General features: G+C 66.3%; 25 protein-coding genes. 14 read left to right on the forward strand and 11 right to left on the reverse strand.

Annotated features, from left to right (window positions below; all coding sequences use genetic code 11):
• Nucleotides 1–56 precede the first annotated feature (56 nt).
• Nucleotides 57–782, forward strand: coding sequence for a polyprenol monophosphomannose synthase (locus FDK12_RS12710; protein WP_137369907.1), 726 nt, complete (start codon nt 57–59; stop codon nt 780–782).
• A gap of 63 nt (nt 783–845) precedes the next feature.
• On the opposite strand, the gene FDK12_RS12715 is transcribed toward FDK12_RS12710, so the two are convergent.
• The 4 genes from FDK12_RS12715 to FDK12_RS12730 all read right to left on the reverse strand — a co-directional run bounded on the left by FDK12_RS12715 (nt 846) and on the right by FDK12_RS12730 (nt 3,973).
• Nucleotides 846–1,193 carry an RNA polymerase-binding protein RbpA gene (locus tag FDK12_RS12715; protein WP_104051092.1) on the reverse strand — a complete coding sequence of 116 codons (348 nt, stop codon included), beginning with the start codon at nt 1,191–1,193 and terminating at the stop codon, nt 846–848.
• 314 nt (nt 1,194–1,507) lie between these two features.
• Nucleotides 1,508–2,440 (reverse strand): SPFH domain-containing protein, encoded by a 933-nt coding sequence (locus FDK12_RS12720; protein ID WP_104118742.1) that lies wholly within the window; start codon nt 2,438–2,440, stop codon nt 1,508–1,510.
• A 65-nt stretch (nt 2,441–2,505) separates the two neighbouring features.
• Nucleotides 2,506–2,982: an NfeD family protein gene (locus FDK12_RS12725; RefSeq protein ID WP_137369908.1), complete on the reverse strand. Its 477-nt coding sequence runs from the start codon at nt 2,980–2,982 to the stop codon at nt 2,506–2,508.
• A 154-nt stretch (nt 2,983–3,136) separates the two neighbouring features.
• Nucleotides 3,137–3,973, reverse strand: a complete 837-nt coding sequence (locus FDK12_RS12730; RefSeq protein WP_137369909.1) for a putative RNA methyltransferase — start codon at nt 3,971–3,973, stop codon at nt 3,137–3,139.
• A 68-nt stretch (nt 3,974–4,041) separates the two neighbouring features.
• Here FDK12_RS12730 and FDK12_RS12735 point away from each other — a divergent pair, with 68 nt between their 5' ends.
• Nucleotides 4,042–6,084: a S9 family peptidase gene (locus FDK12_RS12735; protein WP_137369910.1), complete on the forward strand. Its 2,043-nt coding sequence runs from the start codon at nt 4,042–4,044 to the stop codon at nt 6,082–6,084.
• Between the two features lie 21 nt (nt 6,085–6,105).
• Here the strand turns inward: FDK12_RS12735 and FDK12_RS12740 are convergent, their stop codons facing one another.
• A complete protein-coding gene (locus tag FDK12_RS12740; protein ID WP_137369911.1) occupies nt 6,106–6,762 on the reverse strand; it encodes a peptide deformylase in 657 nt (218 codons plus the stop codon).
• Between the two features lie 166 nt (nt 6,763–6,928).
• On the opposite strand from FDK12_RS12740, the gene FDK12_RS12745 reads away from it, so the two are divergent.
• The 5 genes from FDK12_RS12745 to FDK12_RS12765 all read left to right on the forward strand — a co-directional run bounded on the left by FDK12_RS12745 (nt 6,929) and on the right by FDK12_RS12765 (nt 11,652).
• Complete coding sequence (locus tag FDK12_RS12745; protein ID WP_137369912.1) at nt 6,929–9,316, forward strand: ATP-binding cassette domain-containing protein; 2,388 nt, start codon at nt 6,929–6,931, stop codon at nt 9,314–9,316.
• Nucleotides 9,317–9,410: 94 nt separating this feature from the next.
• Nucleotides 9,411–9,809 (forward strand): PadR family transcriptional regulator, encoded by a 399-nt coding sequence (locus tag FDK12_RS12750; RefSeq protein ID WP_223263268.1) that lies wholly within the window; start codon nt 9,411–9,413, stop codon nt 9,807–9,809.
• 652 nt (nt 9,810–10,461) lie between these two features.
• The gene (locus tag FDK12_RS12755) at nt 10,462–10,881 is read left to right on the forward strand and encodes a hypothetical protein (protein WP_137369914.1); all 420 of its coding nucleotides are present in this window, start codon (nt 10,462–10,464) and stop codon (nt 10,879–10,881) included.
• Nucleotides 10,882–11,006: 125 nt separating this feature from the next.
• The gene (locus FDK12_RS12760) at nt 11,007–11,309 is read left to right on the forward strand and encodes an ArsR/SmtB family transcription factor (RefSeq protein WP_137369915.1); all 303 of its coding nucleotides are present in this window, start codon (nt 11,007–11,009) and stop codon (nt 11,307–11,309) included.
• Between the two features lie 64 nt (nt 11,310–11,373).
• The gene (locus FDK12_RS12765; RefSeq protein ID WP_137369916.1) at nt 11,374–11,652 is read left to right on the forward strand and encodes a hypothetical protein; all 279 of its coding nucleotides are present in this window, start codon (nt 11,374–11,376) and stop codon (nt 11,650–11,652) included.
• A gap of 47 nt (nt 11,653–11,699) precedes the next feature.
• On the opposite strand, the gene FDK12_RS12770 is transcribed toward FDK12_RS12765, so the two are convergent.
• The gene (locus FDK12_RS12770; RefSeq protein ID WP_137369917.1) at nt 11,700–12,410 is read right to left on the reverse strand and encodes a TetR/AcrR family transcriptional regulator; all 711 of its coding nucleotides are present in this window, start codon (nt 12,408–12,410) and stop codon (nt 11,700–11,702) included.
• 68 nt (nt 12,411–12,478) lie between these two features.
• Here FDK12_RS12770 and FDK12_RS12775 point away from each other — a divergent pair, with 68 nt between their 5' ends.
• On the forward strand, nt 12,479–13,051 hold the full coding sequence (locus tag FDK12_RS12775) for an MOSC domain-containing protein (RefSeq protein ID WP_137369918.1): 573 nt from the start codon (nt 12,479–12,481) through the stop codon (nt 13,049–13,051).
• A 212-nt stretch (nt 13,052–13,263) separates the two neighbouring features.
• Here the strand turns inward: FDK12_RS12775 and FDK12_RS12780 are convergent, their stop codons facing one another.
• Nucleotides 13,264–13,575 (reverse strand): hypothetical protein, encoded by a 312-nt coding sequence (locus FDK12_RS12780; protein WP_137369919.1) that lies wholly within the window; start codon nt 13,573–13,575, stop codon nt 13,264–13,266.
• A 129-nt stretch (nt 13,576–13,704) separates the two neighbouring features.
• Complete coding sequence (locus tag FDK12_RS12785) at nt 13,705–14,172, reverse strand: VOC family protein (RefSeq protein WP_137369920.1); 468 nt, start codon at nt 14,170–14,172, stop codon at nt 13,705–13,707.
• A gap of 93 nt (nt 14,173–14,265) precedes the next feature.
• On the opposite strand from FDK12_RS12785, the gene FDK12_RS12790 reads away from it, so the two are divergent.
• Together FDK12_RS12790 and FDK12_RS12795 are read left to right on the forward strand one after the other, a co-directional pair.
• Entirely contained in the window at nt 14,266–14,694 is a 429-nt protein-coding gene (locus FDK12_RS12790) for a DUF3054 domain-containing protein (protein WP_137369921.1), read from the forward strand.
• A gap of 33 nt (nt 14,695–14,727) precedes the next feature.
• Nucleotides 14,728–15,009: an Lrp/AsnC family transcriptional regulator gene (locus tag FDK12_RS12795; RefSeq protein WP_104119215.1), complete on the forward strand. Its 282-nt coding sequence runs from the start codon at nt 14,728–14,730 to the stop codon at nt 15,007–15,009.
• 51 nt (nt 15,010–15,060) lie between these two features.
• Here the strand turns inward: FDK12_RS12795 and trpD are convergent, their stop codons facing one another.
• Nucleotides 15,061–16,122, reverse strand: coding sequence for an anthranilate phosphoribosyltransferase (gene trpD, locus FDK12_RS12800; RefSeq protein ID WP_137369922.1), 1,062 nt, complete (start codon nt 16,120–16,122; stop codon nt 15,061–15,063).
• Nucleotides 16,123–16,270: 148 nt separating this feature from the next.
• Between trpD and FDK12_RS12805 the strand changes: the two genes are divergently transcribed.
• The 4 genes from FDK12_RS12805 to FDK12_RS12820 all read left to right on the forward strand — a co-directional run bounded on the left by FDK12_RS12805 (nt 16,271) and on the right by FDK12_RS12820 (nt 20,573).
• Nucleotides 16,271–16,909, forward strand: coding sequence for a heme-copper oxidase subunit III (locus FDK12_RS12805; protein WP_104119213.1), 639 nt, complete (start codon nt 16,271–16,273; stop codon nt 16,907–16,909).
• Nucleotides 16,910–16,995: 86 nt separating this feature from the next.
• Nucleotides 16,996–17,787, forward strand: coding sequence for a c-type cytochrome (locus FDK12_RS12810; protein WP_104119212.1), 792 nt, complete (start codon nt 16,996–16,998; stop codon nt 17,785–17,787).
• A 75-nt stretch (nt 17,788–17,862) separates the two neighbouring features.
• Nucleotides 17,863–18,885, forward strand: coding sequence for a ubiquinol-cytochrome c reductase iron-sulfur subunit (locus tag FDK12_RS12815; RefSeq protein ID WP_137369923.1), 1,023 nt, complete (start codon nt 17,863–17,865; stop codon nt 18,883–18,885).
• A gap of 2 nt (nt 18,886–18,887) precedes the next feature.
• Complete coding sequence (locus FDK12_RS12820) at nt 18,888–20,573, forward strand: cytochrome b (protein WP_137369924.1); 1,686 nt, start codon at nt 18,888–18,890, stop codon at nt 20,571–20,573.
• A gap of 312 nt (nt 20,574–20,885) precedes the next feature.
• Here FDK12_RS12820 and FDK12_RS12825 read toward each other — a convergent pair whose 3' ends face one another.
• Together FDK12_RS12825 and FDK12_RS12830 are read right to left on the reverse strand one after the other, a co-directional pair.
• Entirely contained in the window at nt 20,886–21,815 is a 930-nt protein-coding gene (locus FDK12_RS12825; protein WP_137369925.1) for an SDR family oxidoreductase, read from the reverse strand.
• A 131-nt stretch (nt 21,816–21,946) separates the two neighbouring features.
• Entirely contained in the window at nt 21,947–22,783 is an 837-nt protein-coding gene (locus FDK12_RS12830; RefSeq protein WP_137369926.1) for a helix-turn-helix transcriptional regulator, read from the reverse strand.
• Between the last annotated feature and the right edge of the window lie 123 nt (nt 22,784–22,906).

Here is a 22,906-nt window from a genome sequence, read left to right on the forward strand (position 1 = left end):
CATACGGGGTCGGTCCCTGCGCGCGATGCGCACTCCCGAAGGAAAGGTCCACCTGCGTGCGAGTCGTCACGATCATCCCTACCTACAACGAGATCGAGTCACTCCCGCTGACCCTCGCACGCCTCCGCGCTGCGGTTCCGGCCTCTGACGTCCTGATCGTGGACGACAACAGTCCCGATGGTACAGGCGACCTCGCAGACCGTGCGGCAGCCGACGACAGCCAGGTCCACGTGCTGCACCGCACCGGCAAGGAGGGGCTCGGTGCGGCCTATATCGCCGGATTCCGTTGGGGTCTCGAACGGGACTATGACGTCCTGGTCGAGATGGACGCCGACGGCTCCCACAAGCCGGAACAACTGCAGCGTCTCCTTGATGCCGTGGACGGCGCAGACCTCGTCATCGGTAGCCGATGGGTCAGTGGCGGCAGTGTCGTCAACTGGCCGGCCCACCGGAAGCTCCTGTCACGCGCGGGCAGCACCTACTCGCGGCTCATGCTCGGACTCCCGGTTCGTGACATCACCGCAGGGTTCCGGGCCTTTCGCCGCTCCACCCTGGAGACCCTCGACCTCGCCGCCGTGGAATCCGTCGGCTACGGCTTCCAGGTGGACATGACCTTCAGGGTTGCCCGCCTGGGCCTCACCATCGTGGAAGTGCCGATCACCTTCGTCGAGCGCGAACTCGGCGCATCCAAGATGAGCGGGAACATCGTGGTGGAGGCCATCGCCAACGTCACGCGATGGGGCCTCGCTGCACGCTGGCAGAAGCTTACGGGACGACACTGATCGTCTGCCTGCACGAAAGAGGGCACCCGCCGCGGCGGGTGCCCTCTTTCGTGCGGTATGTTCTCAGGCGGAGCGGCGCTCACCGCGTCGCTCGCGCAGGATCGTGAGGCGATCCTGGAGAATCTGCTCGAGTTCCTCCACCGAGCGGCGCTCGAGGAGCATGTCCCAGTGGGTACGGACGGGCTTGTCGTTCGACGTGTCCGGCTTCTCGCCATCGACGAGGAGTGCTTCCTTACCGGTCTTCGACACCCAGGTCGCCGGAATCTCGGCTTCGGACGAGAAGGTCACGAAGACCCGCTCGCCGTCCTCGCACCGGTACTCGACGCGCTGCCGGGGGGCAGGCTCGACGCCCGACTCCGTTTCCATCGACTGCGCACCGAGGCGCATGCCGCGCAGGCTGCGATCGCTCATGATTTTCTCCTCATCACCTTGGCCGCCCGTAGGCGGGAGGCCGTTGCCGCTGTTCTTCACCGAAGTTCGCCGACGGTGCCGACGGCACCCCCGACCCCTCGATCGCCCGAGGGCGAAGGGGTAGCTATTCGTATAACACCGAGCGCCGCGAAGATGTTCCTGCAAGCAAACGGTAAACAGCTAACTATACAGGTGTTCCGGCGGCGCCCTCGTTCGCGAAGCGGCTTCGTGCACCGGGTCCTGCTCGCGGCCTCCGGCGAAAGAACGATGGCCGCCGTCGAGAAGTCGACGGCGGCCATCGCCCTGAACGGCGGTCAGGTACGCGATACCATCTCAGGCCCGTCGGAGGGGGAGTCGGGGGTGGTGGTCCCCAGTACGTTGCCGATGCCCTTCAGCGCCTCGCCGACCTCGCTCGGAATGATCCACAGCTTGTTCGCCGAACCGTCAGCGAGCTTGGGGAGGGTCTGCAGGTACTGGTAGGCAAGCAGTTTCTGGGTCGGGTTCCCCTTGTGGATCGCGTCGAAGACCTTGTGGATCGCCTGCGCCTCGCCGTCCGCCCGGAGGATCGCTGCCTTCGCATCGCCCTCGGCAGCGAGGATGGCGGCCTGACGCTGCCCCTCCGCCGTCAGGATCTGCGACTGCTTCGTGCCTTCTGCAGTGAGGATGGCGGCGCGCCGGTCGCGCTCGGCCCGCATCTGCTTCTCCATCGAATCCTGGATCGACAGGGGAGGGTCGATGGCCTTCAGCTCCACACGGCCCACCCTGATACCCCAACGGCCTGTCGCTTCGTCGAGGACGCCGCGCAACTGTCCGTTGATCTGGTCACGCGAGGTCAGGGCCTCTTCCAGGTTCAACCCGCCCACCACGTTCCTGAGGGTGGTGGTGGTCAGCTGTTCGACCGCCTGGATGTAGTTCGCGATCTCATAGGTGGCAGCACGGGGATCGGTGACCTGGAAGTAGACCACCGTGTCGATGGACACCACGAGGTTGTCCTCGGTGATCACGGGTTGGGGCGGGAAGGAAACCACCTGCTCGCGGAGGTCCAGCAGCGGGAGCAGCCTGTCGACGAACGGAATCAGGATGGTCAGTCCCGGGTTCAACGTCCGCTGGTACTTGCCGAGCCGCTCGACGACCCCCGCTCGCGCCTGCGGGATGATTCGGACGGACTTCACGAGTACGACCAGGACGAAGATGATGAGGACGATCAGGACCAGAGTGAGCCCGATCGTCCCGGCGTTGCCGTTCATGGATCCCCTTTGTTGTGGTGGTTGCATCCCGGGAGGCCGGGAGCGGAGAAGGCGAGGCCAGGCGTTCAGGCCTTGGCGACGGGAAAAGCCGGCGGGTCGAACGCCGGTTCGACGACGGCGGTCGCACCGTCGATCCGTGCCACGGACAAACGCGTCCCGGCGGGAAGTGCGGTCCCGGTGGAGGAACGCGCCGTCCAGGTGTCGCCACCGATCTTCACGGTGCCGGAGTGCGCGGTCACCGGCTCGAGAGCGAGGGCCGAAGCGCCGACCAGGCGGTCGATGTTGTTCAGTTGGTCTGCCGGCCCCTTCTTCAGGTGCTGCAGGGCGATTGGCCGGACAAGCAGGATCATGAGCAACGACACGGCAGCGAAGACGATGATCTGGAGGACCAGACCTGCTCCCGCAAACGTCGCGACCAGGGCAGCAAGGGCCCCGACCGACAGCATGATGAAGAACAGGTCCAGCGTCAGGGTCTCCACTGCGGCCAACCCCAGGAACAGGACGAGCCACAGAACCCAGCCGTTCGCGAGCAACCATTCCATCGAGCATCCCCTCACGTCCCTGCCGCATCGCGCGGCCGTTGCCTCCATCATGGCAAACGGGTCTGACATAACCTAGGGCGGCACCTTGCCCGGCGTGCAGTTGTTATCCATCCGTGCCGTCGGCGCCGGCATCCTCGCTCGCTGTGCGCAGGGGTTACCCGCGCGCGAGCACCTGCACGGTGAAGCGGGCTGTGACGTCGAGGGGAGCGGAACTGTCGGTGGCCGTCGTCGTGGCTCCCGTACCCGCCGCGTGGTGCGCCGCCGGTCCCATGACCAGCGCGGAGTGGGCCAGATCCGGCGGGAGCTTCATCACGTAGTCGAGTTCCTCGCGCCCGGTCTCGACCAGGACGCCCCTGAAAGCCGCGAGGACGTCGTCGGCCTTCTGCGCGGGCACGGACAGCAGCGGCCCCACCGCTTCCAGCCCGTCGAGGTGGCCCGGACGCGGGGTCACGACGACCACGCACCCCGTGGGTGCGAGCACACGGGCGAACTCCCCGGGATTCCTCGGCGCGAAGACGTTCAGCACCACATCCACCGAGCCGCTTCCGAGGGGAAGGGGCCGCCAGACGTCCCAAACCAGGCTCGCTCCTCCCGGAAGGCGGCGTGCAGCTCGCCGCAGGGCGATCTTCGAGATGTCGAGTGCTACGGGGAACAGCTTCGGAACTGCCGTCACCAACCCTGCGAGGTAGTAGCCCGTGCCGGCACCGGCATCCAGGGCGACAGCGGGAGTCGGCGCGTGACGCAGGGCGGCCTGGACGACCGCAGTGCGCAGCGGCGTGTAGTGGCCCGAGCCGAGGAACGCCTCCCGGGCATCGACCATGGCGGCGGTGTCCCCCTCGAACGGCGAGCCCTTCCCCGTCAGCAGGTTGAAGTAGCCCTGGCGTGCCGCGTCGAAGCGGTGCCCGTGGTCACACGCGAGCGTGCGACGGATCAGGTGCAGCGGTTGTCCGCAGACAGGGCAGGTGAGGAGCTGGTCGGGGACATCAAGCATCGTTCCATCCTAGGGAGACAGCAGTGCCCACCGTTGACGTAGGCCACTATTTCAGGTTCAGTCGAGGGGTGAAACCAGACCAGATCGACCTTCTGACCACCACCGGTACGCCGACCCTGCATCCGGATGGCTCCCGCCTGGTGGTGGCCGCGACCCGTCCCGACTTCCGTGCCGATTCCTATGTCGGGCAGCTATGGGAGGTGACGCTCGAGGGCGCACGACGACGGCTGACGCGCGGCTTCCGCGACACCGCCCCCCGCTATTCGCCCGATGGAGAACTGCTCCTCTTCCTTCGTGCAGCGCCCGGCGGGAAGCCGCAGCTGTTCGTGGTGCGCGCCGCGGGTGGGGAGCCGGTCCAACTGACGGACCAGCCCCTCGGCGTCTCCCGGTTCGACGTGGCACCCGACTCGCGGACGGTCGTCTTCGCTGCACGGGTGCCCGAGCCCGGGCGGTACGGCACGCTCGACGGCGTGGGCGCCGGCCTCGAGGACCCGCGCCTCATCACGCAGTACAAGTACCGGATGAATGGCTCCGGTTACATAACGGACAAGCGTTCACAGCTGTTCACCGTGGAGGTTCCGGACCTCGACGCCGAGCCCTGGATCGAGGCCGTCGGCAGGCTGAAGCAGGAGCGCGTGGACGGACCCGGGGCACTCGAGGAGCAAGGCGCGGTGCCGCGCGCCACCCAGGTGACGACAGCCGATGCGGACCACCTCGAGCCCGCCTTCTCCGCTGACGGCATGCGCATCTTCTTCACAGCTGCCCTGGCGCCCGACGCCGACTCGACTCTCGTCTCCGATATCCACTCGATAGCACTCGACGGCGGCGACCGGCGCCAGCTGACGAACCTGTCCGGGGGCAGCCGCCTCGGGTGCAGCGCCCCGGGTCCCAGCGCCGACGGCTCCTGGCTGTTCTTCCTGGCCACCGACCTGTCACCGTCCGGCGTGGATTTCGTGGCCCGCAGCACGGCCCTGTACGCCGCTCCGATGGACGACCCGCAGGACCTGCGGCGCCTGAGCGACCCCGGCACGATCGATCTGGGTGATGTCCAGGACATCGTCCGTGACGCCAGCGACGCCGTCCTCGTCTTCAACCGTTCGCGGGGCATGGGCGAGCTGCTCCGCTTCTCGGCGACGGGGGAGTCGGAGACACTCGTCACCGGTCCCACTGTCGTCACGGGAGCCGCGTCGGCGGGAGGCGCGGTGGTCGTCACCTACACGGATCCTTCGACGACCGGCGACGTCGCCGTCGTCGACCGGGCGGTGCTACGCCCGCTCACGGACTTCTCCGCTGCGCTCCGCGCCCGGACACGCGTCGGGGACATGCAGGAGCGCACCTACACAGCTCCGGATGGTGCCTCCGTGCATGGCTGGGTCGTGTTGCCGGAGGGTGACGGGCCGCATCCCGTGCTGCTCGTCATCCATGGAGGTCCGTTCGCCCAGTACGGCTGGGGGTACTTCGACGAAGCCCAGGTGTACGCCGCGGCGGGTTATGCGGTCCTGCTGTGCAATCCGCGCGGCTCCGCGGGGTATGGACCGGACCACGGTCGGAGCATCAAGGAGGCGATGGGCACGGTCGACCTCGACGACGTCCTGGCCTATCTCGACGGCGCGCTCGCCGAGTTCGAGGTCATGGACAACGAACGGCTCGGAGTCATGGGCGGGTCCTACGGTGGATACCTCACGGCATGGACGATCGCGCACGACCATCGGTTCCACGGCGCCATCGTCGAGCGCGGGTACCTCGACCCGCCGTCGTTCGTCGGATCGTCGGACATCGGCTGGTTCTTCTCCGAGCAGTACACCGGAACCGATCCTGCGCGCGTCGAGCAGCAGAATCCGTTCGCGAAGATCGGCAGCGTGAGGACACCGGCATTCGTCATCCATTCCGAGGAAGACCTCCGGTGTCCCATCGAGCAGGCCCAGCGGTACTACACCGCGCTCAAGAAGCAGGGCGTCGAAACGGAGCTGCTGGTTTTCCCGGGCGAGACCCACGAGCTGTCGAGGTCGGGTTCGCCGTGGCATCGCCGGCAGCGATTCGAGCACATCCTGCGCTGGTGGGCCAGGTACTTGCCCACGGACGCCAACCAGCCGGACCCGGCTACCCGGTAGTAGCGGCCCGACGGCGGGGCCTCAGAAGTCGAGGCCCCGCCGCGCGCCGTCGATGGAGGGTCCGGCCCAGCGTCCGGACTCGGCGTTGGAGGTGAGTGACCGAAGGATCGCACGGTCGAGGTACAGCCGTCCGTTCAGGTGGTCCGTCTCGTGCTGGACTATGCGTGCGGGCCAGCCGTCGAAGCGGTGCGTGACCGTGAGTCCGTTCGGCTGGGTGTAGGTGGCCGTGATGCTGTGGTGGCGCTCGACGACGGCCTGGTATCCGGGCACTGAAAGGCAGCCCTCGTAGAACGCGTCCAGACGGTCACCGGCCGCCTCGTACCGGGGATTGATGATTACGGTGAAGGGCAGGGGAGTGCGCGTGCGGGCTGCGGCGATCGCTGCATCCTGGACGCCCTGATCCTCGAGCACGGCGATGCGCAGGGGAATGCCGATCTGCGGCGCGGCGAGTCCGACGCCCGGCGCCTCCTGCATGACGCGCCGCATCACCGCCACGAGCCGACCCAGTGTGTCGTCGTCGAGCTGACCGTCGAAATCCTGCGCGGGTCGGCGAAGAACAGGATCGCCGGCAGTCACGATGGGCGGCACATCGCCGTCCAGGATGGCTTCGACCCTGCTCACCAGGTCGGTTAATGACAGCCGATCGGGGTACTGGTTGCTTGAAGCATCGGCACTCATGGCTCCAGCAAAGCACAATCGCGGACAGGAACGCGCGAGCGCCCCATTGCCGGTTGGAGCGCGACGACGGAGAATCGGACGTGCTGCGGATGGCCTCGGACACGCCGTCGTCACCTGCACCACCACGCATGGGAGCTGAAGCGCCCGCCCAACTGATGGAGGCACCATGAGCATCGCAACGACGGACGCCGCACAGGGCGTGCAGCACGCAGCGGACAGCCACGACCTCATCCGGGTGCAGGGCGCGCGGGAGAACAACCTGAAGGACGTCTCGATCGACATCCCGAAGCGGAGGCTCTCGGTCTTCACCGGTGTCTCCGGTTCCGGCAAGAGCTCGCTGGTCTTCGATACCATCGCCGCGGAGTCGCAACGCATGATCAACGAGACCTACAGCGCGTTTCTGCAGGGATTCATGCCCACGCTGGCGCGGCCCGACGTGGACGTCCTCGAGGGCCTGACGACGGCGATCATCGTGGACCAGGAACGCATGGGCGCCAATCCGCGCTCCACCGTGGGTACCGCCACGGACGTGAATGCGATGCTCCGGATCGTGTTCTCGCGCCTGGGTCAGCCCTACGTCGGCTCACCGCAGGCTTTCTCCTTCAACGTCGCGTCCATCAGCGGAGCCGGTGCTGTCACCATGGAGCGGGGCGGCACCACGGTGAAGGAGCGCCGCAGCTTCACCATCACCGGCGGGATGTGCCCGCGATGCGAGGGCATGGGATCGGTGACCGATATCGACCTCACGCAGTTGTACGACGACTCCAAGTCGCTCAACGGCGGCGCCCTGACCATTCCCGGTTACAGCATGGATGGCTGGTACGGCCGGATCTTCGGCGGCTGCGGTTTCTTCGATGCCGACAAGCCCATCCGGAACTTCACCAAGCGCGAGTTGCAGGACCTCCTCTATAAGGAACCCACCAAGATCAAGGTGGACGGGATCAACATCACCTACGAGGGTCTTGTCCCCAAGATCCAGAAGTCGATGCTGTCGAAGGACCGCGAGGCGATGCAGCCTCATATCCGCGCGTTCGTCGACCGCGCCATCACCTTCACCACGTGTCCCGAGTGTGACGGCACCAGGCTGAGCGCAGCCGCCCGGTCGTCGAAGATCGACGGCATCAGCATCGCCGACGCGTGCGCGCTGCAGATCAGCGACCTCGCAGCCTGGGTCCGGAACCTGCACGAACCGTCGGTCGCACCGCTGCTGACCGCTCTGGGGAAGACCCTCGACTCGTTCGTCGAGATCGGGCTCGGCTATCTGAGCCTCGATCGCCCGTCCGGTACCCTGTCCGGCGGTGAGTCCCAGCGCACGAAGATGATCAGGCACCTCGGCTCATCGCTCACGGACATCACCTACGTGTTCGACGAGCCCACCATCGGGTTGCATCCGCACGACATCCAGCGCATGAACGACCTTCTGCTGAGGCTCCGGGACAAGGGCAACACGGTGCTGGTGGTCGAACACAAGCCCGAGATGATCGCGATCGCCGACCACGTCGTCGACCTCGGTCCTGGTGCCGGAACCGAGGGCGGGACCGTCTGCTTCGAGGGCACCGTGGAGGGCCTGCGGAGCAGCGGTACGCTCACCGGCCGGCACCTCGACGACCGCGCGTCCTTCAAGGAGACCCTGCGCCCACGAAACGGCGTCCTGGAGATCAGGGGAGCCACCTCGCACAACGTGCGCGACGTCGACGTCGACATCCCCCTCGGGGTCCTGTGCGTGGTCACGGGCGTGGCCGGCTCGGGGAAGAGCTCCCTGATCCACGGATCCGTATCCCGTCGGGATGGCGTCGTCGCGGTGGACCAGACAGCGATCAAGGGATCACGCCGCAGCAATCCGGCGACCTACACCGGGATGCTCGAGCCGATCCGGAAGGCGTTCGCGAAGGCCAACGGCGTCAAGCCGGCCCTGTTCAGCGCCAATTCGGCGGGCGCATGCCCCACATGCAACGGGGCCGGTGTCATCTTCTCTGACCTCGCCATGATGGCCGGCGTCGCGACGACGTGCGAGGTGTGCGGTGGCAAGCGATTCCTCGCCGAGGTGCTCGAGTACAGGCTCGGCGGGAAGGACATCAGCGAAGTCCTCGCGATGCCCGTCACGGAAGCACTGGCCTTCTTCCGCACGGGCGACGCGAAAGTACCGGCAGCCCACGCAATCCTGGGCAGACTCTCCGATGTCGGTCTCGGCTACCTGAGCCTCGGCCAGCCGCTGACGACGCTGTCCGGCGGCGAACGGCAACGCCTGAAGCTGGCGACGCACATGGGGGAGAAGGGAGGCGTCCTCGTGCTGGACGAGCCGACGGCCGGCCTGCATCTTGCCGACGTCGAGAATCTGCTCGGGTTGCTGGACCGGCTGGTCGATGCCGGGAAGTCGGTGATGGTCATCGAGCACCACCAGGCCGTCATGGCGCACGCCGACTGGATCATCGACATCGGGCCCGGCGCCGGCCACGACGGCGGACGGATCGTCTTCGAAGGAACGCCGGCTGATCTCGCTGCGACCAGGGCAACGCTGACTGGACGGCACCTGGCGGACTACGTGGGGGCCTGAGCGCCTCCTGACGGTGTGCCTTGAGTGGCGGTGTGCCTTGAGGTGTTGCCCTGATCCGATAGCGCCTTCGAGCGCGCGTTGACAGGCGATACTCGTGCGCAAGCTGGAATGCCGGTCAAGGGAGGAAATCAGGGATACCTTGGGCCACTTCTGGAGCGAGAGCTTCGGTCAGATCTACCCGGCATTGGGTGCGCTCGAGCGGAATGGGCTGGTCGAGCGACGCGAGGTGGACGGGTCGCGCTCGGGAATCTTCAGTGTCACCGACGCGGGAATCGGTCGACTCCGTGAACTGCTCGCTGAGGAACCGCAGATGCCCAAGACGCGGAACGGACTCATGCTCCGGCTGTTCTTCGGCGCTCAACTCGGGCCTAAAGCATGTATGCAGCTCGTTCTTCAGGCTCGTGAGCAAGCCGAACAGGTCATAGCCCAGCTGTCGGCATCACGCTCCGAAAGTGCCCAGGACCCGAATCTGGCGCACGCGGCTCCGGGGTAACTGAACGACGTATTGAACGACATACCCAGCTCGACGGACCCACTCTCGAGGCGTCTCATTCGACTCGCCGATAATCTACATTATGTCAGGTAGTGGCTCGGAAAGGGCTCTCGCTCCTGTCGCCTCCGGTGCCGACAGCGCCCACTGATCGAAGCGCTGAGGCTGCTGTGCCCGCGGGGTACCGTTGCCCTGATCGTCGGCCCTGGCCGCGCCGATGAGCTGGAACCGTTGGCTCCAGGCTGGAATCGATGGCCCTGCCGCATGGCCACACCGGAGGTTCGCCAGACCGCGTTGTCAGAAGTGCCATGCTTCTCGACAGCTCCCCCGCATGGTTCTCCTGGATAGGTGCATGTGCCGCCGCCCTGAACATCCACGCAAGCCTCGACCATACGCAGGTCGAAAGACACGCAACAGGTCGTGCGCCGCGATTCGTCGACACCGCAAGAAGCATCGGTTACAGCTCCCCCGCGTACGATCTCCCGAGCCACATCGCCGTCCTGAATTGTCCAGTGATCCCGTATCTCTCGGATTTGTTGCGCGAGGGCTGCGCCGGAATCCCCGTCTGGACGGTGAATGCCTCCAAGACTTCTGTGAAGATAGAAACGCCTTCGATGCGTTGACCGCTCTTCCCGACCAGAACAGGAGATTCGTCGTGCCGACACTCCGCGCTACCCGATCGCCCATGCGCCGTGCGCTGTCCCTGACGGCCGTGCTGCTGGTCCTTGCCGGTTGTTCGCTCGCCGGTCCACAGCCCGGTACCCAGCAGCCCGCCACAGAACCGCCGGCAAGCGCGGCACCCCCTGGTACGCCCGCCTCCGACGTGGCCATCGACACCGTCGATGGCGCGTGTGCCCGCATCCTGGAGATGGTGCGCACAGCACCCGAACAGCTCGGCACAGATCCGCTCGGCCTGCTGCTCGAGATCGATGAAATCGCCAGAACAGCCCCGCCGGAGCTAGCCAGTCAGATCACTGAGCTCCGAGACGCTGTCGAGAGCTTCCGGCAGGGCAACGAGTCACTGATCACGGTGTTACGCGAAGTCCGCGAGCTGCAGGAGCGCTGCTCGGGCTGACCCGCAAGCAGTCCGTTCTGCCGGCTGCTCCGAGGAGCCGCGCATCTGCGGCCACTTCTCACGCTGCAACCGGGCGAGCTGGGGTAATCTACAAAGCACCGCGTCGCATCGATTATAATCGAAGTATGCAACTCGCTCACCCCGGTCCCGAGGAGTTCGTTCTGGCGAACGTGCTCAGCGCTCTTGGCAACCCCATCCGGCTCGAGGTCGTCAAACGCCTCAGCCAGGGCGAACATCTGAACTGCACGACCGCATTGCCGCACGTACCTCAGTCGACTGCGAGCCACCACTGGCGGGTCCTGCGCGAGAGTGGGCTTCTGCAGCAGACCCGGGAGGGAAGGGTTATCACCATGACCCTTCGACGAGCCGATATCGACGGCCGCTTCCCCGGGCTCCTCGACGCCGTCGTCGGATCCGGCCAGAGCTGACAGCGGAGGATTCCGTTCGCACGCCGTTCTCCTGTTCGTCATCCCGTGCTGACATACTTCCGACATGCCGACCTCAGACTCGTACAGGATGATTCACGATGCGCCTCGCGGCGCCGGCCCCGCGGACCGCGACATCGATCTCGACGTCGACGTCATGTTCGAGGAAGCCACCAGCGATCCGGATGCCGACGCCGCTGCCCTTCGGCAATGCGAACGCACATCGGCGCCCGTCTTCCGTACGCCCGTGCCCGGCGTACACCTCGACGGAGCGGCGCTCCGACAGGACATCGATCCGATTCCCGCCCTGCTGCCCGCTCCTGACTTGCATCCCCTCGGTGCCTGATGTCGATGACACGTAGCTGATGCCGGCGAACCACCGAGGGACTCCGCCTAGGAGCCCCCGCTTCCTGCATCCTTTGCGTCCAAGCGGGCATGGATGCCGGTGAGCAGGAGGTCGAGCCCCTCGTCGAAGAACGACTGCCAGACGCGGTGCGAGTCCGGTGTTTCCGCGACAGCGGACACGCGGGCAAATACCTCCTTCGCCTGTGGCGACTCGGGATCGCTCGGCCCCATCGCCTGAGCGCCCGCAGCGGCGGTCGCGGCTCCGAGCACGAAGTTGGACACGGCAGTGCCCGCAATGGCTTGGTCGCGTTCCGTCGCACCCGTCGCTGCGAGTGCGGAGATCAGCTGGCCGGCCAGCACCAGCGCATTGGGCCCGATGGCAGGACGTGTGCCGGCGAAGAGGGCAGCCCAGGGATGCCTGGTGAAGGCCGCGTATAGTCTGCAGGCTACTTCGCGCACGGTTGCGTCCCAGTCCAGCTGTGCCAGGGGCGCGGCCGCCTCCGGCGCCAGAACGTGGTCCACAGCGAGATCTACGAGGTCCTCGCGTCGTTCCACGTGCCAGTAGAGGCTCGTGGCGTGAACGCCGAGCTCCGCCGCTACCTTCCTCATCGTCAGGGAGGCGGGGCCCTCACGGTCGAGAAGGGCTATCGACGCTTCGACGATGCGGTCGCGCGAGAGTCCGGGCTGGCGGCGAGGCGGCTTGGCGGGGCGTGTGAAGACACTGCGTCCCTCTGCAGCGGCGCCTGAGGGTTCAGTCATGTCCTCCAGCCTATAAGGATGGCGGACCTGCTCGTTCATGCTGCGCACCGAGACGTTAGCGTAGGAGCATGACCCTTGGTTTCCGGTACGACGTCGAGATCCTGCACCTGCTGGCATCGCCCTCGCACGCCTACTTCGGGCGGTCCCGCGACGGCGCTGCCGACGTCGCCACGACCGACGCCGACAGCGTCGTCGTGGTCGAAGGCAAGGGGATCGTCGGAGACAGGTTCTTCGGCAAGGCGGCCCACATGGACGCAGCGGTGACCCTGTTCGCCGTCGAGTCGCTCGAGGCCATCGCTGCCGGCCTCGGCGCCGCTCCATTCGATCCGCTGCTTCCGCGCCGCAACGTGGTGCTGCGGGGTGCGGAGCTGACACCGCTCATCGGGCAGGACTTCGCTCTCGAGTCGCGGAACGGCCGGGTGGATCTCCACGGCGGCCGGCACGCGCACCCCTGCGCGTGGATGGATCGGGTCCTCGCTCCCGGCGCGCACAAGGCCATGCGCGGGCGAGGAGGGCTGCGCTGCCGCCCGCTGACCGGCGGAACACTGCACCGGGGACCTGCTGTGCTCCTGAGCCCTGTACGCCTGGATCCGGCGAGCGCTCATATAGCCTCGGTACTCAGGCCGGGCAGGCTGCCCTGAGGTCGAGCTCCATGACCGGCCGCTGGTCCGAGCAGATGATCTCTTTGGTCCGCGTCATTCCTGGGATCAGGGTGCGCCCGCCGGCGGGCCGCTCGAAGGACCACTGCGGACCATCAGGGTCCGCAGCACGAAACGCGTGCTGCGGTCCCTGATGGTTGCTCACCGGGAGGCGACAGTCCGTGCCCCTGCGATACGCTGCCGCAGCTCGCTTCCTACCGGTGCCCGCCGAGGATCCCCAGCTCGACCGCCTTCGCGGCGCCGGCGGCCTGCTCCTGCGTGAGTGAGCCGTCGGCCACCGCAGCGTCCAAGCGTTCCTGCAGGGCTGCAGATCGCTCCTCCTGCCGCTCGGTCCGCAGGTCGTCGAGTGCGGTCTGCACCGTCGGCTCGTCGAGGCCGAGAGCCTCCGCGAGCGACGCTGCGACGTCGGGCCTGTCCTTGCGATCCAACGTGCCACCGGCCTCTTCATCCGAACGGGCCTCGTCACGGAGGGCCGGCAGGGCATCGGCGACGGCGGACTCCTTCACACCGAGATGCCCCGCGAGCAACGGTGGTCGAGCCGCTTGTGGGCGGGCTTTCCCGATGCTGTGCGGAACCTGTGTCTCCCGATCGGTGACCGCAGGAGGGAGCGCCCCTACCGGCTGGGCGCCGATGTCTCACTCCCCGCGATAAGCGGCCTCGAGCGCAGCGATGTCGAGTTTGTGCATCTGGAGCATCGCCTGGACAGCCCGTTGGGCGCCATCGGCGTCATCGCCCCCTATCAGCTGCGGCAACACGGTCGGGACGATCTGCCACGACAGCCCGAAGCGGTCCTTGAGCCAGCCGCAGCGGCTCTCCTCTCCCCCGTCGGCCGTCAGGGCCGCCCAGTAGTGGTCCACCTCCGCCTGGTTCGCACACCCGATCTGGAAGGACACAGCTTCCGTGAAGGTGAACTGCGGTCCTCCGTTCAAGGCGACGAACGGCTGCCCGTCGAGTTCGAAGGAGACCGTCAGCGCGGGGTCGTCCGGGTTGCCCCCGGCACGGGCCACGCTCACCACCTGCGAGTTCCTGACAACCGAGGTATAGAGGTCCGCGGCCTGTTCTGCCTGGCCGTCGAACCAGAGGCAGGGAGTGATCGATCCCATGGGGGTGTCCTTTGCTCGTCGCCCGCGTCGGGCGCGGGCTGTCGCCCGAATCTAGTCCACCGGCACGACGGCGACAACCACTAGGCTGGAGCCATGCCTGAGCATGCGAACGGCCCCCTCACCCCTGGGGGGCAACGGGGGTCAGCGGCCGGGAACGCCGGCGTATGGGCGCTCGTCGACGTCGTCCTCATCGTTGTCTTCGCAGCCTCGGGGCGTCGCACCCACCAGCACGGACTAGACGTCTCCGGCGTCCTCGAGACAGCCTGGCCGTTCCTCCTCGCCTATGTCCTCACGGCCCTGGCGACGCGTGCGTGGCGTTCTCCCGCAGCACTGGTACCCACTGCACTCCTTCTGTGGGCAGGCACGGTCATCGGAGGCCTCACGCTGCGTGCCCTGACGGGTGCCGGCGTGGCCATGAGCTTCCAGATCGTCACCCTGCTGGTCCTGGGAGCGTTCCTCGTCCTTCCGCGCGCCGTTGCACGCACGCTCGGGCGGAACCGGCATCGTGAGCCGGTAGCGTAGGTGCGAGGTTCCGACTCTCCCGAAAGGCACGCCATGATCACCGCATTCGTCCTCATCCAGACCGACGCGTCCCGCATCCCCGAAAGCGCCCAGGCGATCTCGGAGATCGAGGGGATCAGCGAGGTCTACTCGGTGACGGGTGAATGGGACCTCATCGCCATCGCCCGCGTCAGCCGACACGAGGATCTGGCGGACGTCATCGCGGACCGCCTGTCAAAGATCGAGGGCGTGCGATCGACGACGACCCAGATCGCCTTCCGCTCGTACTCCCAGCACGACCTCGACGCCGCCTTCTCGCTCGGCTTCGACAGTTGAATCCTCCGGTCGTGTCGGCGCACGACGCGTTCGCTCCCGCGATGTGCGCGATCAGAAGGACCGGCTGACCTCGATCCACCGCTCGAGGACCGCGGCAGCGGCACCGGAATCGACCGAGCTACGCGCGCGGTCCATGGCCGACCGGATCCGCTCCACGAGACTTCCTTCCGCGGCCTCGTCGAGAGCAACCAGCCCGGCGGCAGCGTTGAGCACCACGGCGTCGCGCACCGGCCCGGGCTCCCCGGCGAGCACCGCACGTACCACGGCCGCGTTACCGGTCGCGTCGGTGCCCCTCAGCGCATCGACGGGGACGACGTCGAGCCCGAAGTCGCCAGGATGGACCTCGTGGGACTGCACCCGGCCGTCGCGTACCTCCCACACCGTCGAGGAGCCGCTCGTCGTCAGCTTGTCCCGCCCGTCGGAACCTCTGAACACCAGGGCGCGGATGCCCCGTTCCGCGAGCACGCCGGCCATCAGAGGCGCCATCCTCGAATCGGCGCAGCCAAGGGCCTGGGCCGTCACTCCGGCCGGGTTGCTGAGCGGACCGAGGAAGTTGAAGGCGGTCGGTACACCGAGTTCGCGCCGCGGCACTGCCACATGTTTCATGGATGGATGGAAGACCTGGGCGAAGCAGAACGTGATCCCGGCACGCTCCGCCGTCCGAGCGACGTCGGCGGGCGCGAGATCGAGCCTGACGCCGAGTTCCTCGATGACGTCGGCGGCCCCCGAGGCCGACGAGGCCCCCCGATTTCCGTGCTTGACAACCTTTGCGCCGGCTCCCACGGCCACCAGCGACGCCATGGTCGAGATGTTCAGCGTGTTCAGGCCGTCCCCGCCCGTTCCTACGATGTCCAGCGTCGGACCGGCGACATCTATCCGGTGCGCCCGGCCCAGCATCGCCTGCACCAGGCCGAAGAGCTCGCCCACGGACTCCCCCTTGGCGCGAAGCGCGATGAGGAAGCCTGCGATCTGGGCATGGCTCGCCTCGCCGGCCATGATGGTGTCCATCGCCCAGCGGCTCTGCCCGGTACTCAGATCGGCACCCGCCAGGAGCGCCGAGAAGATGGACGGCCAGGTGGGTACCGCAGTGGAAGGGCTCGTTGTCAGGCTCACGGTCCCAGATTATCTACGAATTGTAGAAAGTCATTACGGGGAACTTCCGCGGAATCACGGGCGTTGGAGACCGCTACCTGCTGATCGGGTCGGCCGGACGCCCGTTTCGCGTTGGTGATCGCCGCGATCTTGCGGGCATAATGAGTCCGTGACATCTGCGACCCAAGCCCCCAGCGCCGCCCCGCATCCAGCGCTCAACCGCCCCAACATGGTCTCCGTCGGAACCGTGGTGTGGCTGTCCAGCGAACTGATGTTCTTCGCCGGCCTCTTTGCCATGTACTTCACCCTGCGTTCCACGTCGAGCGAGTTGTGGGCCATGGAGACCGAGAAGCTGAACGTACCGTTCGCTCTCGTCAACACGATCATTCTCGTCTCGAGCTCGTTCAGCTGCCAGTTCGGCGTCTTCGCGGCGGAGCGCCTGCAGCCGCGCAGGACGGGCGGACTTCTCGCGATCACCCGCTGGGGCATGGTCGAGTGGTTCCTGCTGACGTTCATCATGGGTGCGATCTTCGTCTCGGTCCAGGCGTACGAGTACGCGGAGCTGGTCTCCGAGGGCGTGGCACTGTCGTCGAACGCTTTCGGGTCCGCTTTCTACATCACCACCGGATTCCACGGAATCCACGTGGTGGGTGGACTCATCGCCTTCCTCTTCATCATCGGCCGCGCCTTCATCGCCCGCCGTTTCGGTCACTTCGAAGCGACCTCCGCCATCGTGACGTCCTACTACTGGCACTTCGTCGACGTCGTCTGGATCGGCCTCTTCATCATCATCTACTTCCTTCAGTAATTACCTCCCGTAGACTCTTCTACTAAAGGTAGAATTCAATGAAGAACTTCAGCAGCTCTGGCACCACAAGAGGCAGGAACCATTTCGTGAAGGCACTTTCCCAGAGGCGGCGTCACCCACTAGCAGCATTTGCGCTGCTCCTGATGGCGCTCCTCGTCACCGGCGGGATTTACGCCGCTGCTAGCACCGCGAACGAGGCGCAGGCACAGACCACCACATTCACGGCGAACGACGTCGAAGAGGGCAGCAAGCTGTTCTCCGCCAACTGCGCTTCCTGCCACGGTATGGGCGCCACCGGATCCGACGCGGCACCGTCCCTCGTGGGCGTCGGCGCCGCCTCCGTGGACTTCCAGGTGGGCACGGGCCGTATGCCCCTGCAGATGAACGGCCCCCAGGCGCAGGCCAAGCCCGTTCAGTTCACCGAAGAGCAGATCCGCCAGATGGCGGCCTACGTGGCCTCGCTGGGAGCGGGCCCGTCGATCCCCTCCGAGGAGATCCTGGACGCGTCAGAAGGCGACTCCTCCAATGGTGGCGAGCTGTTCCGGGTGAACTGCGCCATGTGCCACAACGCGGCTGCTGCCGGCGGTGCGTTGACCCGGGGCAAGTTCGCCCCGTCGATCGACGGCACCAGCGAGAAGCACATCTACGAGGCGATGGTCACCGGCCCGCAGAACATGCCGGTCTTCAGCGACGCGAACATCTCGCCGGAGGACAAGCAGGACATCATCGCGTTCCTGAAGACCATCGAGGAGCAGGGCTCCCCTGGCGGCGCCGAACTCGGCTCACTCGGCCCGGTCTCCGAAGGACTGTTCATCTGGGTTGCCGGTCTGGGCGTCGTCATCGCCTTCACCGTGTGGCTCACATCAAGGTCCTCCTGACCATCCGGACACACACCGTGTACGAATCCACTACAGACTTGCGAATGCAGTACCTAAAGAAGGATGAGAGTGATCATGGCCGACTCTAGTAACGGCGCTCCGGGAACCTCGGTCACCGTCGCTACGCCGGGCCGCGAGCTCGACGAGTTCGAGAACCCGGGCCTCCCGCCGCATCGGCCACGTCTGGCCGACCGCGACCCGCGCGCGGAGAAGCGCGCCGAGCGCCAGGTGGCGCTCCTGTTCCTCATCTCGGTGCTCGGAACGCTCCTGTTCTTCGCCGGCTACTTCTTCGTTCCGCTGAACGAGACGATCGAGCGCCTTCGCCTTCAGAACCTGATGCTCGGTCTCGGTACCGCCTTCGCCATGCTGGGGATCGGCGTCGGGATCGTGCACTGGGCCAAGACGCTCATGCCGGACCACGAGGTCACCGAGAGCCGGCACGAGATCCGCCCGGAGAAGGACCGCCAGGACGCGGAGAAGATCGTCAACGACATCCTCGACGAGTCGGGCATCAAGCGTCGTCCACTGATCCGCAACACGCTCCTCGGCGCGGCGCTCCTGGCGCCGCTCCCGGCCATTGCGATCTTCCGCGATCTCGGCCCCCTCCCCGGGAACTCACTGAAGCACACCATGTGGGACACCGGGGTGCGCCTGACCCGAGACCCGAGCGGCACACCAATCCGTGCCTCCGACGTCACGATCGGTTCGGCCTTCCACGTGATCCCCGAGGGCCTCAACGAGGTCGAGAACAAGCTCGAGGAGAAGGCCAAGGCAGTCGTCCTGCTGATGCGCCTGGACCCTGAGGAGCTCAATCCTTCTCCCGGACGCGAGAACTGGGGCTACGACGGAATCGTCGCGTACTCCAAAATCTGTACCCACGTCGGCTGCCCTGTAGCGCTCTACGAACAGCAGACGCACCACCTGCTCTGCCCCTGCCACCAGTCCACCTTCGACCTCGAGCAAGAGTGCGAGGTGATCTTCGGACCGGCTGCGCGTCCCCTGCCGCAGCTACCCATCGAAGTCGACGACGAGGGTTACCTCGTCGCGTCAAGCGATTTCCAAGAACCCGTAGGACCTAGTTTCTGGGAGCGAGGCTGACCATGAGCAGCTCAACGACGACGCAAACCTACGTGCCGAAGACGCGCGTCGGTAAGGTCACCGATTATGTCGACTCGAGGGTCGGCGGTTCGGGGATCGTCAAGGAGTTCGGCCGGAAGATCTTCCCCGATCACTGGACCTTCATGTTCGGTGAGGTGGCGCTCTACACGTTCGTCATCCTGCTGATCACCGGAACGTTCCTCACGTTCTTCTACGATCCGTCGATGGCAGAGACGCACTACAACGGCAGCTACCTGCCGCTGCGCGGAGTGGAGATGTCCGTCGCCTACGCGTCCTCGTTGGACATTTCGTTCGACGTGCGAGGCGGCCTCTTCATGCGGCAGCTCCACCACTGGGCAGCACTGCTCTTCGCAGCCTCGGTGGCCGTGCACATGCTCCGGGTCTTCTTCACCGGCGCCTTCCGCCGCCCCCGGGAGTTCAACTGGGTCGTCGGTTGCGTGCTGGTCATCCTGAGCCTCGCCGCAGGCTTCACCGGCTACTCGCTTCCCGATGACCTTCTGTCCGGCAACGGTCTGCGGATCATCGATGGCGTCATGAAGGCCATCCCCGTGGTCGGCACCTACCTGAGCTTCTTCCTCTTCGGTGGCGAGTTCCCGGGCACCATGATCATCGGGCGCCTGTACGTGCTCCATATCCTGCTGATCCCCGCCGTGATCCTGCTGATGATCGGCATCCACCTCTTCATGGTCGTGCTGCACAAGCACTCGCAGTTCCCTGGCCCCGGCCGGACCAATACGAACGTCGTCGGTTACCCCGTTGGGCCCGTGTACGCGGCCAAGGCCGGTGGATTCTTCTTCATCGTCTTCGGCATCCTCGCCGCGATCGCCGCCGCGTTCACGATCAACCCGATCTGGAACTACGGACCGTACGACCCCTCCCCTGTGTCGGCGGGCACGCAGCCTGACTGGTACATCGGGTGGGTCGATGGTGCGCTCCGCCTGATGCCCGGAACCCTCGGGGACAACTTCGACTTCGAGTTCATGATCCCGTTCCCATGGGGTGTCAACGCCCTGTCCCTGAATGTCCTGGTTCCCGCCCTGGTGCCTGCGGCCATCGTCTTCACCCTGATGTTCGCCTGGCCCTGGATCGAGGCGTGGGTCACGAAGGACAAGCGTGAGCACCACCTGCTCGACCGTCCGCGCAATGCTCCTGCCCGTACCGGCGTCGGCGTTGCAGGCATCGTGTTCTACTGCGTCCTCTGGGCAGCAGCGAGCTCCGACCTGATCGCCACGCACTTCCTCGTCTCGCTGAACGATGTCACGTACTGGTTGCGTGCCCTGCTGTTCATCGGTCCGGTCGTCGCCTTCATGGTCACGCGACGCATCGCGCTGGCCCTGCAGCGCAAGGACCGTGAGATCGCCCTGCACGGCCGCGAAACCGGCCGCATCGTGCGTCTGCCGCACGGCGAGTTCATCGAGGTCCACGAGCCCGTCGACGATTACAAGCGCTACAAGCTGGTCAGCTTCGACTCGCCCGAGGTCATGGTGCCGAAGCCGGACGAGAACGGCAAGATCAGCCTTCTCGACAAGGTTCACGGGCGCGCCTCGCGCTTCTTCTTCGAGGACCGCGTTGCGCCGGTCACGCCGAAGGAGCTCGAAGCATCGCACAGCGACCACCATGGCGAGATCGCCGGCGCGAAGGATCGCGAGTCGATCGCCAGCCACTAGTCAGGTTCACCTGATGCGCGCAGAAGGGCCCGGACGGAATAGTCCGGGCCCTTCTGCATCGCCGGTCACAGTCCGTGGCGCAACTACCCCTCCAGGCCGGAGCCTGGCGAACACCGCCATGTACTACAGACGCCAGGGTGGGTAGGCCGGTCTTGTCAGAACATTCGCTGCAGAGGTCCGGTGCGGTCCGGCACATAGCAGGCTCCCTCATCCGCCCCTCTCATGCTGTGCGAGCTCATCTTGGCCAAGACCCGCCACAGCTGGATCACTGAGTGTCGGCTGCTGACCCAGTCACCGCTGTGGCCCCTAGTCTCAGTGGTTCGCTCCTGTCCCAACGAGACGCTCGGATACCTCCCAGATGCGGTGGGCGTCGTCCATGTGGCGCAGGGGTGCCCAGAACTCCTGCAGGGTCGGCGGCCCGCCGACGGTGCGCTTGGGCCCGAAGAACTGGTCTCCACCGTATTCAGGGTCGGTCGCCGCCATGAGTGCGGGTAGTGCAGCGCTGTCCGGGGTGCCGGCGAGACCGATCCGGGAGAGGAATCCGATGAGGCGGCGCGCCGGGGGCGTCCTGTCGCGACCCATGGCGGGTTGTGCTGCGAGCAGGTTGGTCGGGGAGATGCCGGGGTGTGAGAGGTTGCTGCTGATGCCCCATCCGTTGGCGCGGCTCCGTGCATCGAGTTCGCGCGCGAAGAGGCCGACGGCGATCTTGGACCCGGCGTACGCCTTCATGACGTCGTAGCCCTGCTCGTGGTTCAGGTCGTCCCAGTTCATCGAGCCCTTCCGGGCGGCAACGCTGGTTTGGTGGGTGATGCGGGCGCGGCCTTCGCGCAGGAGCGGCAGCAGGCCCAGGGTGAGGGCGAAGTGGCCGAGGTGGTTCGTGCCCCACTGCAGTTCGAATCCGTCACGGGTCTCCTGCCGTGTGGGTGGTTGCATGTCGCCGGCATTGTTGATCAGGACGTTGATCGGGCGGCCCTCCGACGAGAGCGTGGCCGCGAGGGATGTGACGGATTCCAGCGATGACAGATCCAGGGACCGGGTACTGACCCTGGCGCCGTCGACGGCGGCGCGGATCCGCTGCGCTGTTGCGTCGCCTTTGGCCTGGTTGCGGACGGGCATGATGACCTCCGCGCCGGCTCCGGCCAGCCGTGTCGCGATGACGGTGCCGATCCCGTCGCTCGCTCCGGTGACGACGGCGAGTGTCCCGGTCAGGTCGGGGATGGTGAGGTCGTGGGTGCGGGCCATGAGGAGTTCCTTCGGTCGGAGGATCAGGGGTGCCGGTATCGGCGCCTGATCTCATGGTTCACCGTTTGCTCATGCGCAGCTAGGACCTGTCGAGCCATGGTTTGCCAGACAGTGGCTGAGGGTGCCAGCGGTCAGGGGATGGCCTGCGTGCCGATGACCGCCAGCAGTTGCAGTTTCTCGTGGCTGTCGCTGCCGGGTACGGCTGTGTAAACGAGGAGGCGGTGGGACTGGTCCGGATCGAGCAGGGTCTGGCAGTTCAGATCCAGCCGGCCGACTGCCGGGTGCAGGAAACGTTTGACCTCGGGTGGCTGCACGCCGACTTCCTGGGTGTCCCAGACGCGGCGGAAGTCCGCGTTGTCCTGGAGGCTCGCGGCCAGTTCGGCTGCCCGCGAGCCCGGCCCGCGCAGGGCCACGAGCTGACGCAGGCCCGAGGCATAGAGCCGGGAGAGCCGTTCGCGTTCCTCTACCGGGTACGCTTCCCTGGCTGCGGGGTCGGTGAACCACCGGTATCCGATGCTCCGACCGGGACCCGTGCGCTGTGATGCATCACCGAAGAGAGCCAGACCGAGCGGTGTCTGCCGGAGGGTGTCCCCGACCTCGGTGATGATCTCTGCTGGAGTGTCGGTGAGCCGGTCCAGGATCCGCAGCAGTCCCGGGCTCACGAACTCGCTGTCGGTGCCACGCGGAGGTGGGGTGTGCCCGGCGATGCGGAAGAGATGGTCACGCTCGCCCAAGGTCAGGTGCAGCCCCTGGGCGATGGAGGCGATCATCTGCTCGGAGGGGTGGGGGCCGGTGCCGCGTTCGAGGCGGGCGTAGTAATCGCTGGACATGTGGCACAGCCCGGCCACCTCCTCCCTCCGCAGTCCGCTGGTCCGCCGCCGCTGGCCCCGCATCAGGCCCACGTCTTCCGGCTGTAGCGACTCACGGCGATGACGCAGGAACGAGCCCAGAGCCTCACGATCGATCATGCTGTGCCTCCTTCGGGGCTAGACCCTCTGTCTATCGTGTGCACGTCCGGCTAGCCACTGCCTGCCAATCCACTCATAGATGAGCTCGCAGGTCAGCGGGACGTTGATCCGTTGTCCTCTGGG

Origin of the sequence: Arthrobacter sp. NamB2 (genome assembly GCF_005281365.1) — a bacterium.
Lineage (GTDB): Bacteria > Actinomycetota > Actinomycetes > Actinomycetales > Micrococcaceae > Arthrobacter_D.

Excerpts from the sequence above, each read along its gene's own strand:
- FDK12_RS12795 (WP_104119215.1), top strand. The coding sequence starts at position 14,728 with ATGATCACCGCATTCGTCCTCATCCAGACCGACGCGTCCCGCATCCCC.
- FDK12_RS12775 (WP_137369918.1), top strand. The coding sequence starts at position 12,479 with ATGACCCTTGGTTTCCGGTACGACGTCGAGATCCTGCACCTGCTGGCA.
- FDK12_RS12825 (WP_137369925.1), bottom strand. The coding sequence starts at position 21,815 with ATGGCCCGCACCCACGACCTCACCATCCCCGACCTGACCGGGACACTC.
- FDK12_RS12820 (WP_137369924.1), top strand. The coding sequence starts at position 18,888 with ATGAGCAGCTCAACGACGACGCAAACCTACGTGCCGAAGACGCGCGTC.
- FDK12_RS12745 (WP_137369912.1), top strand. The coding sequence starts at position 6,929 with ATGAGCATCGCAACGACGGACGCCGCACAGGGCGTGCAGCACGCAGCG.
- FDK12_RS12790 (WP_137369921.1), top strand. The coding sequence starts at position 14,266 with ATGCCTGAGCATGCGAACGGCCCCCTCACCCCTGGGGGGCAACGGGGG.
- FDK12_RS12740 (WP_137369911.1), bottom strand. The coding sequence starts at position 6,762 with ATGAGTGCCGATGCTTCAAGCAACCAGTACCCCGATCGGCTGTCATTA.
- FDK12_RS12725 (WP_137369908.1), bottom strand. The coding sequence starts at position 2,982 with ATGGAATGGTTGCTCGCGAACGGCTGGGTTCTGTGGCTCGTCCTGTTC.
- FDK12_RS12830 (WP_137369926.1), bottom strand. The coding sequence starts at position 22,783 with ATGATCGATCGTGAGGCTCTGGGCTCGTTCCTGCGTCATCGCCGTGAG.
- FDK12_RS12730 (WP_137369909.1), bottom strand. The coding sequence starts at position 3,973 with ATGCTTGATGTCCCCGACCAGCTCCTCACCTGCCCTGTCTGCGGACAA.
- FDK12_RS12715 (WP_104051092.1), bottom strand. The coding sequence starts at position 1,193 with ATGAGCGATCGCAGCCTGCGCGGCATGCGCCTCGGTGCGCAGTCGATG.
- FDK12_RS12760 (WP_137369915.1), top strand. The coding sequence starts at position 11,007 with ATGCAACTCGCTCACCCCGGTCCCGAGGAGTTCGTTCTGGCGAACGTG.
- FDK12_RS12785 (WP_137369920.1), bottom strand. The coding sequence starts at position 14,172 with ATGGGATCGATCACTCCCTGCCTCTGGTTCGACGGCCAGGCAGAACAG.
- FDK12_RS12770 (WP_137369917.1), bottom strand. The coding sequence starts at position 12,410 with ATGACTGAACCCTCAGGCGCCGCTGCAGAGGGACGCAGTGTCTTCACA.
- FDK12_RS12815 (WP_137369923.1), top strand. The coding sequence starts at position 17,863 with ATGGCCGACTCTAGTAACGGCGCTCCGGGAACCTCGGTCACCGTCGCT.
- FDK12_RS12720 (WP_104118742.1), bottom strand. The coding sequence starts at position 2,440 with ATGAACGGCAACGCCGGGACGATCGGGCTCACTCTGGTCCTGATCGTC.
- FDK12_RS12765 (WP_137369916.1), top strand. The coding sequence starts at position 11,374 with ATGCCGACCTCAGACTCGTACAGGATGATTCACGATGCGCCTCGCGGC.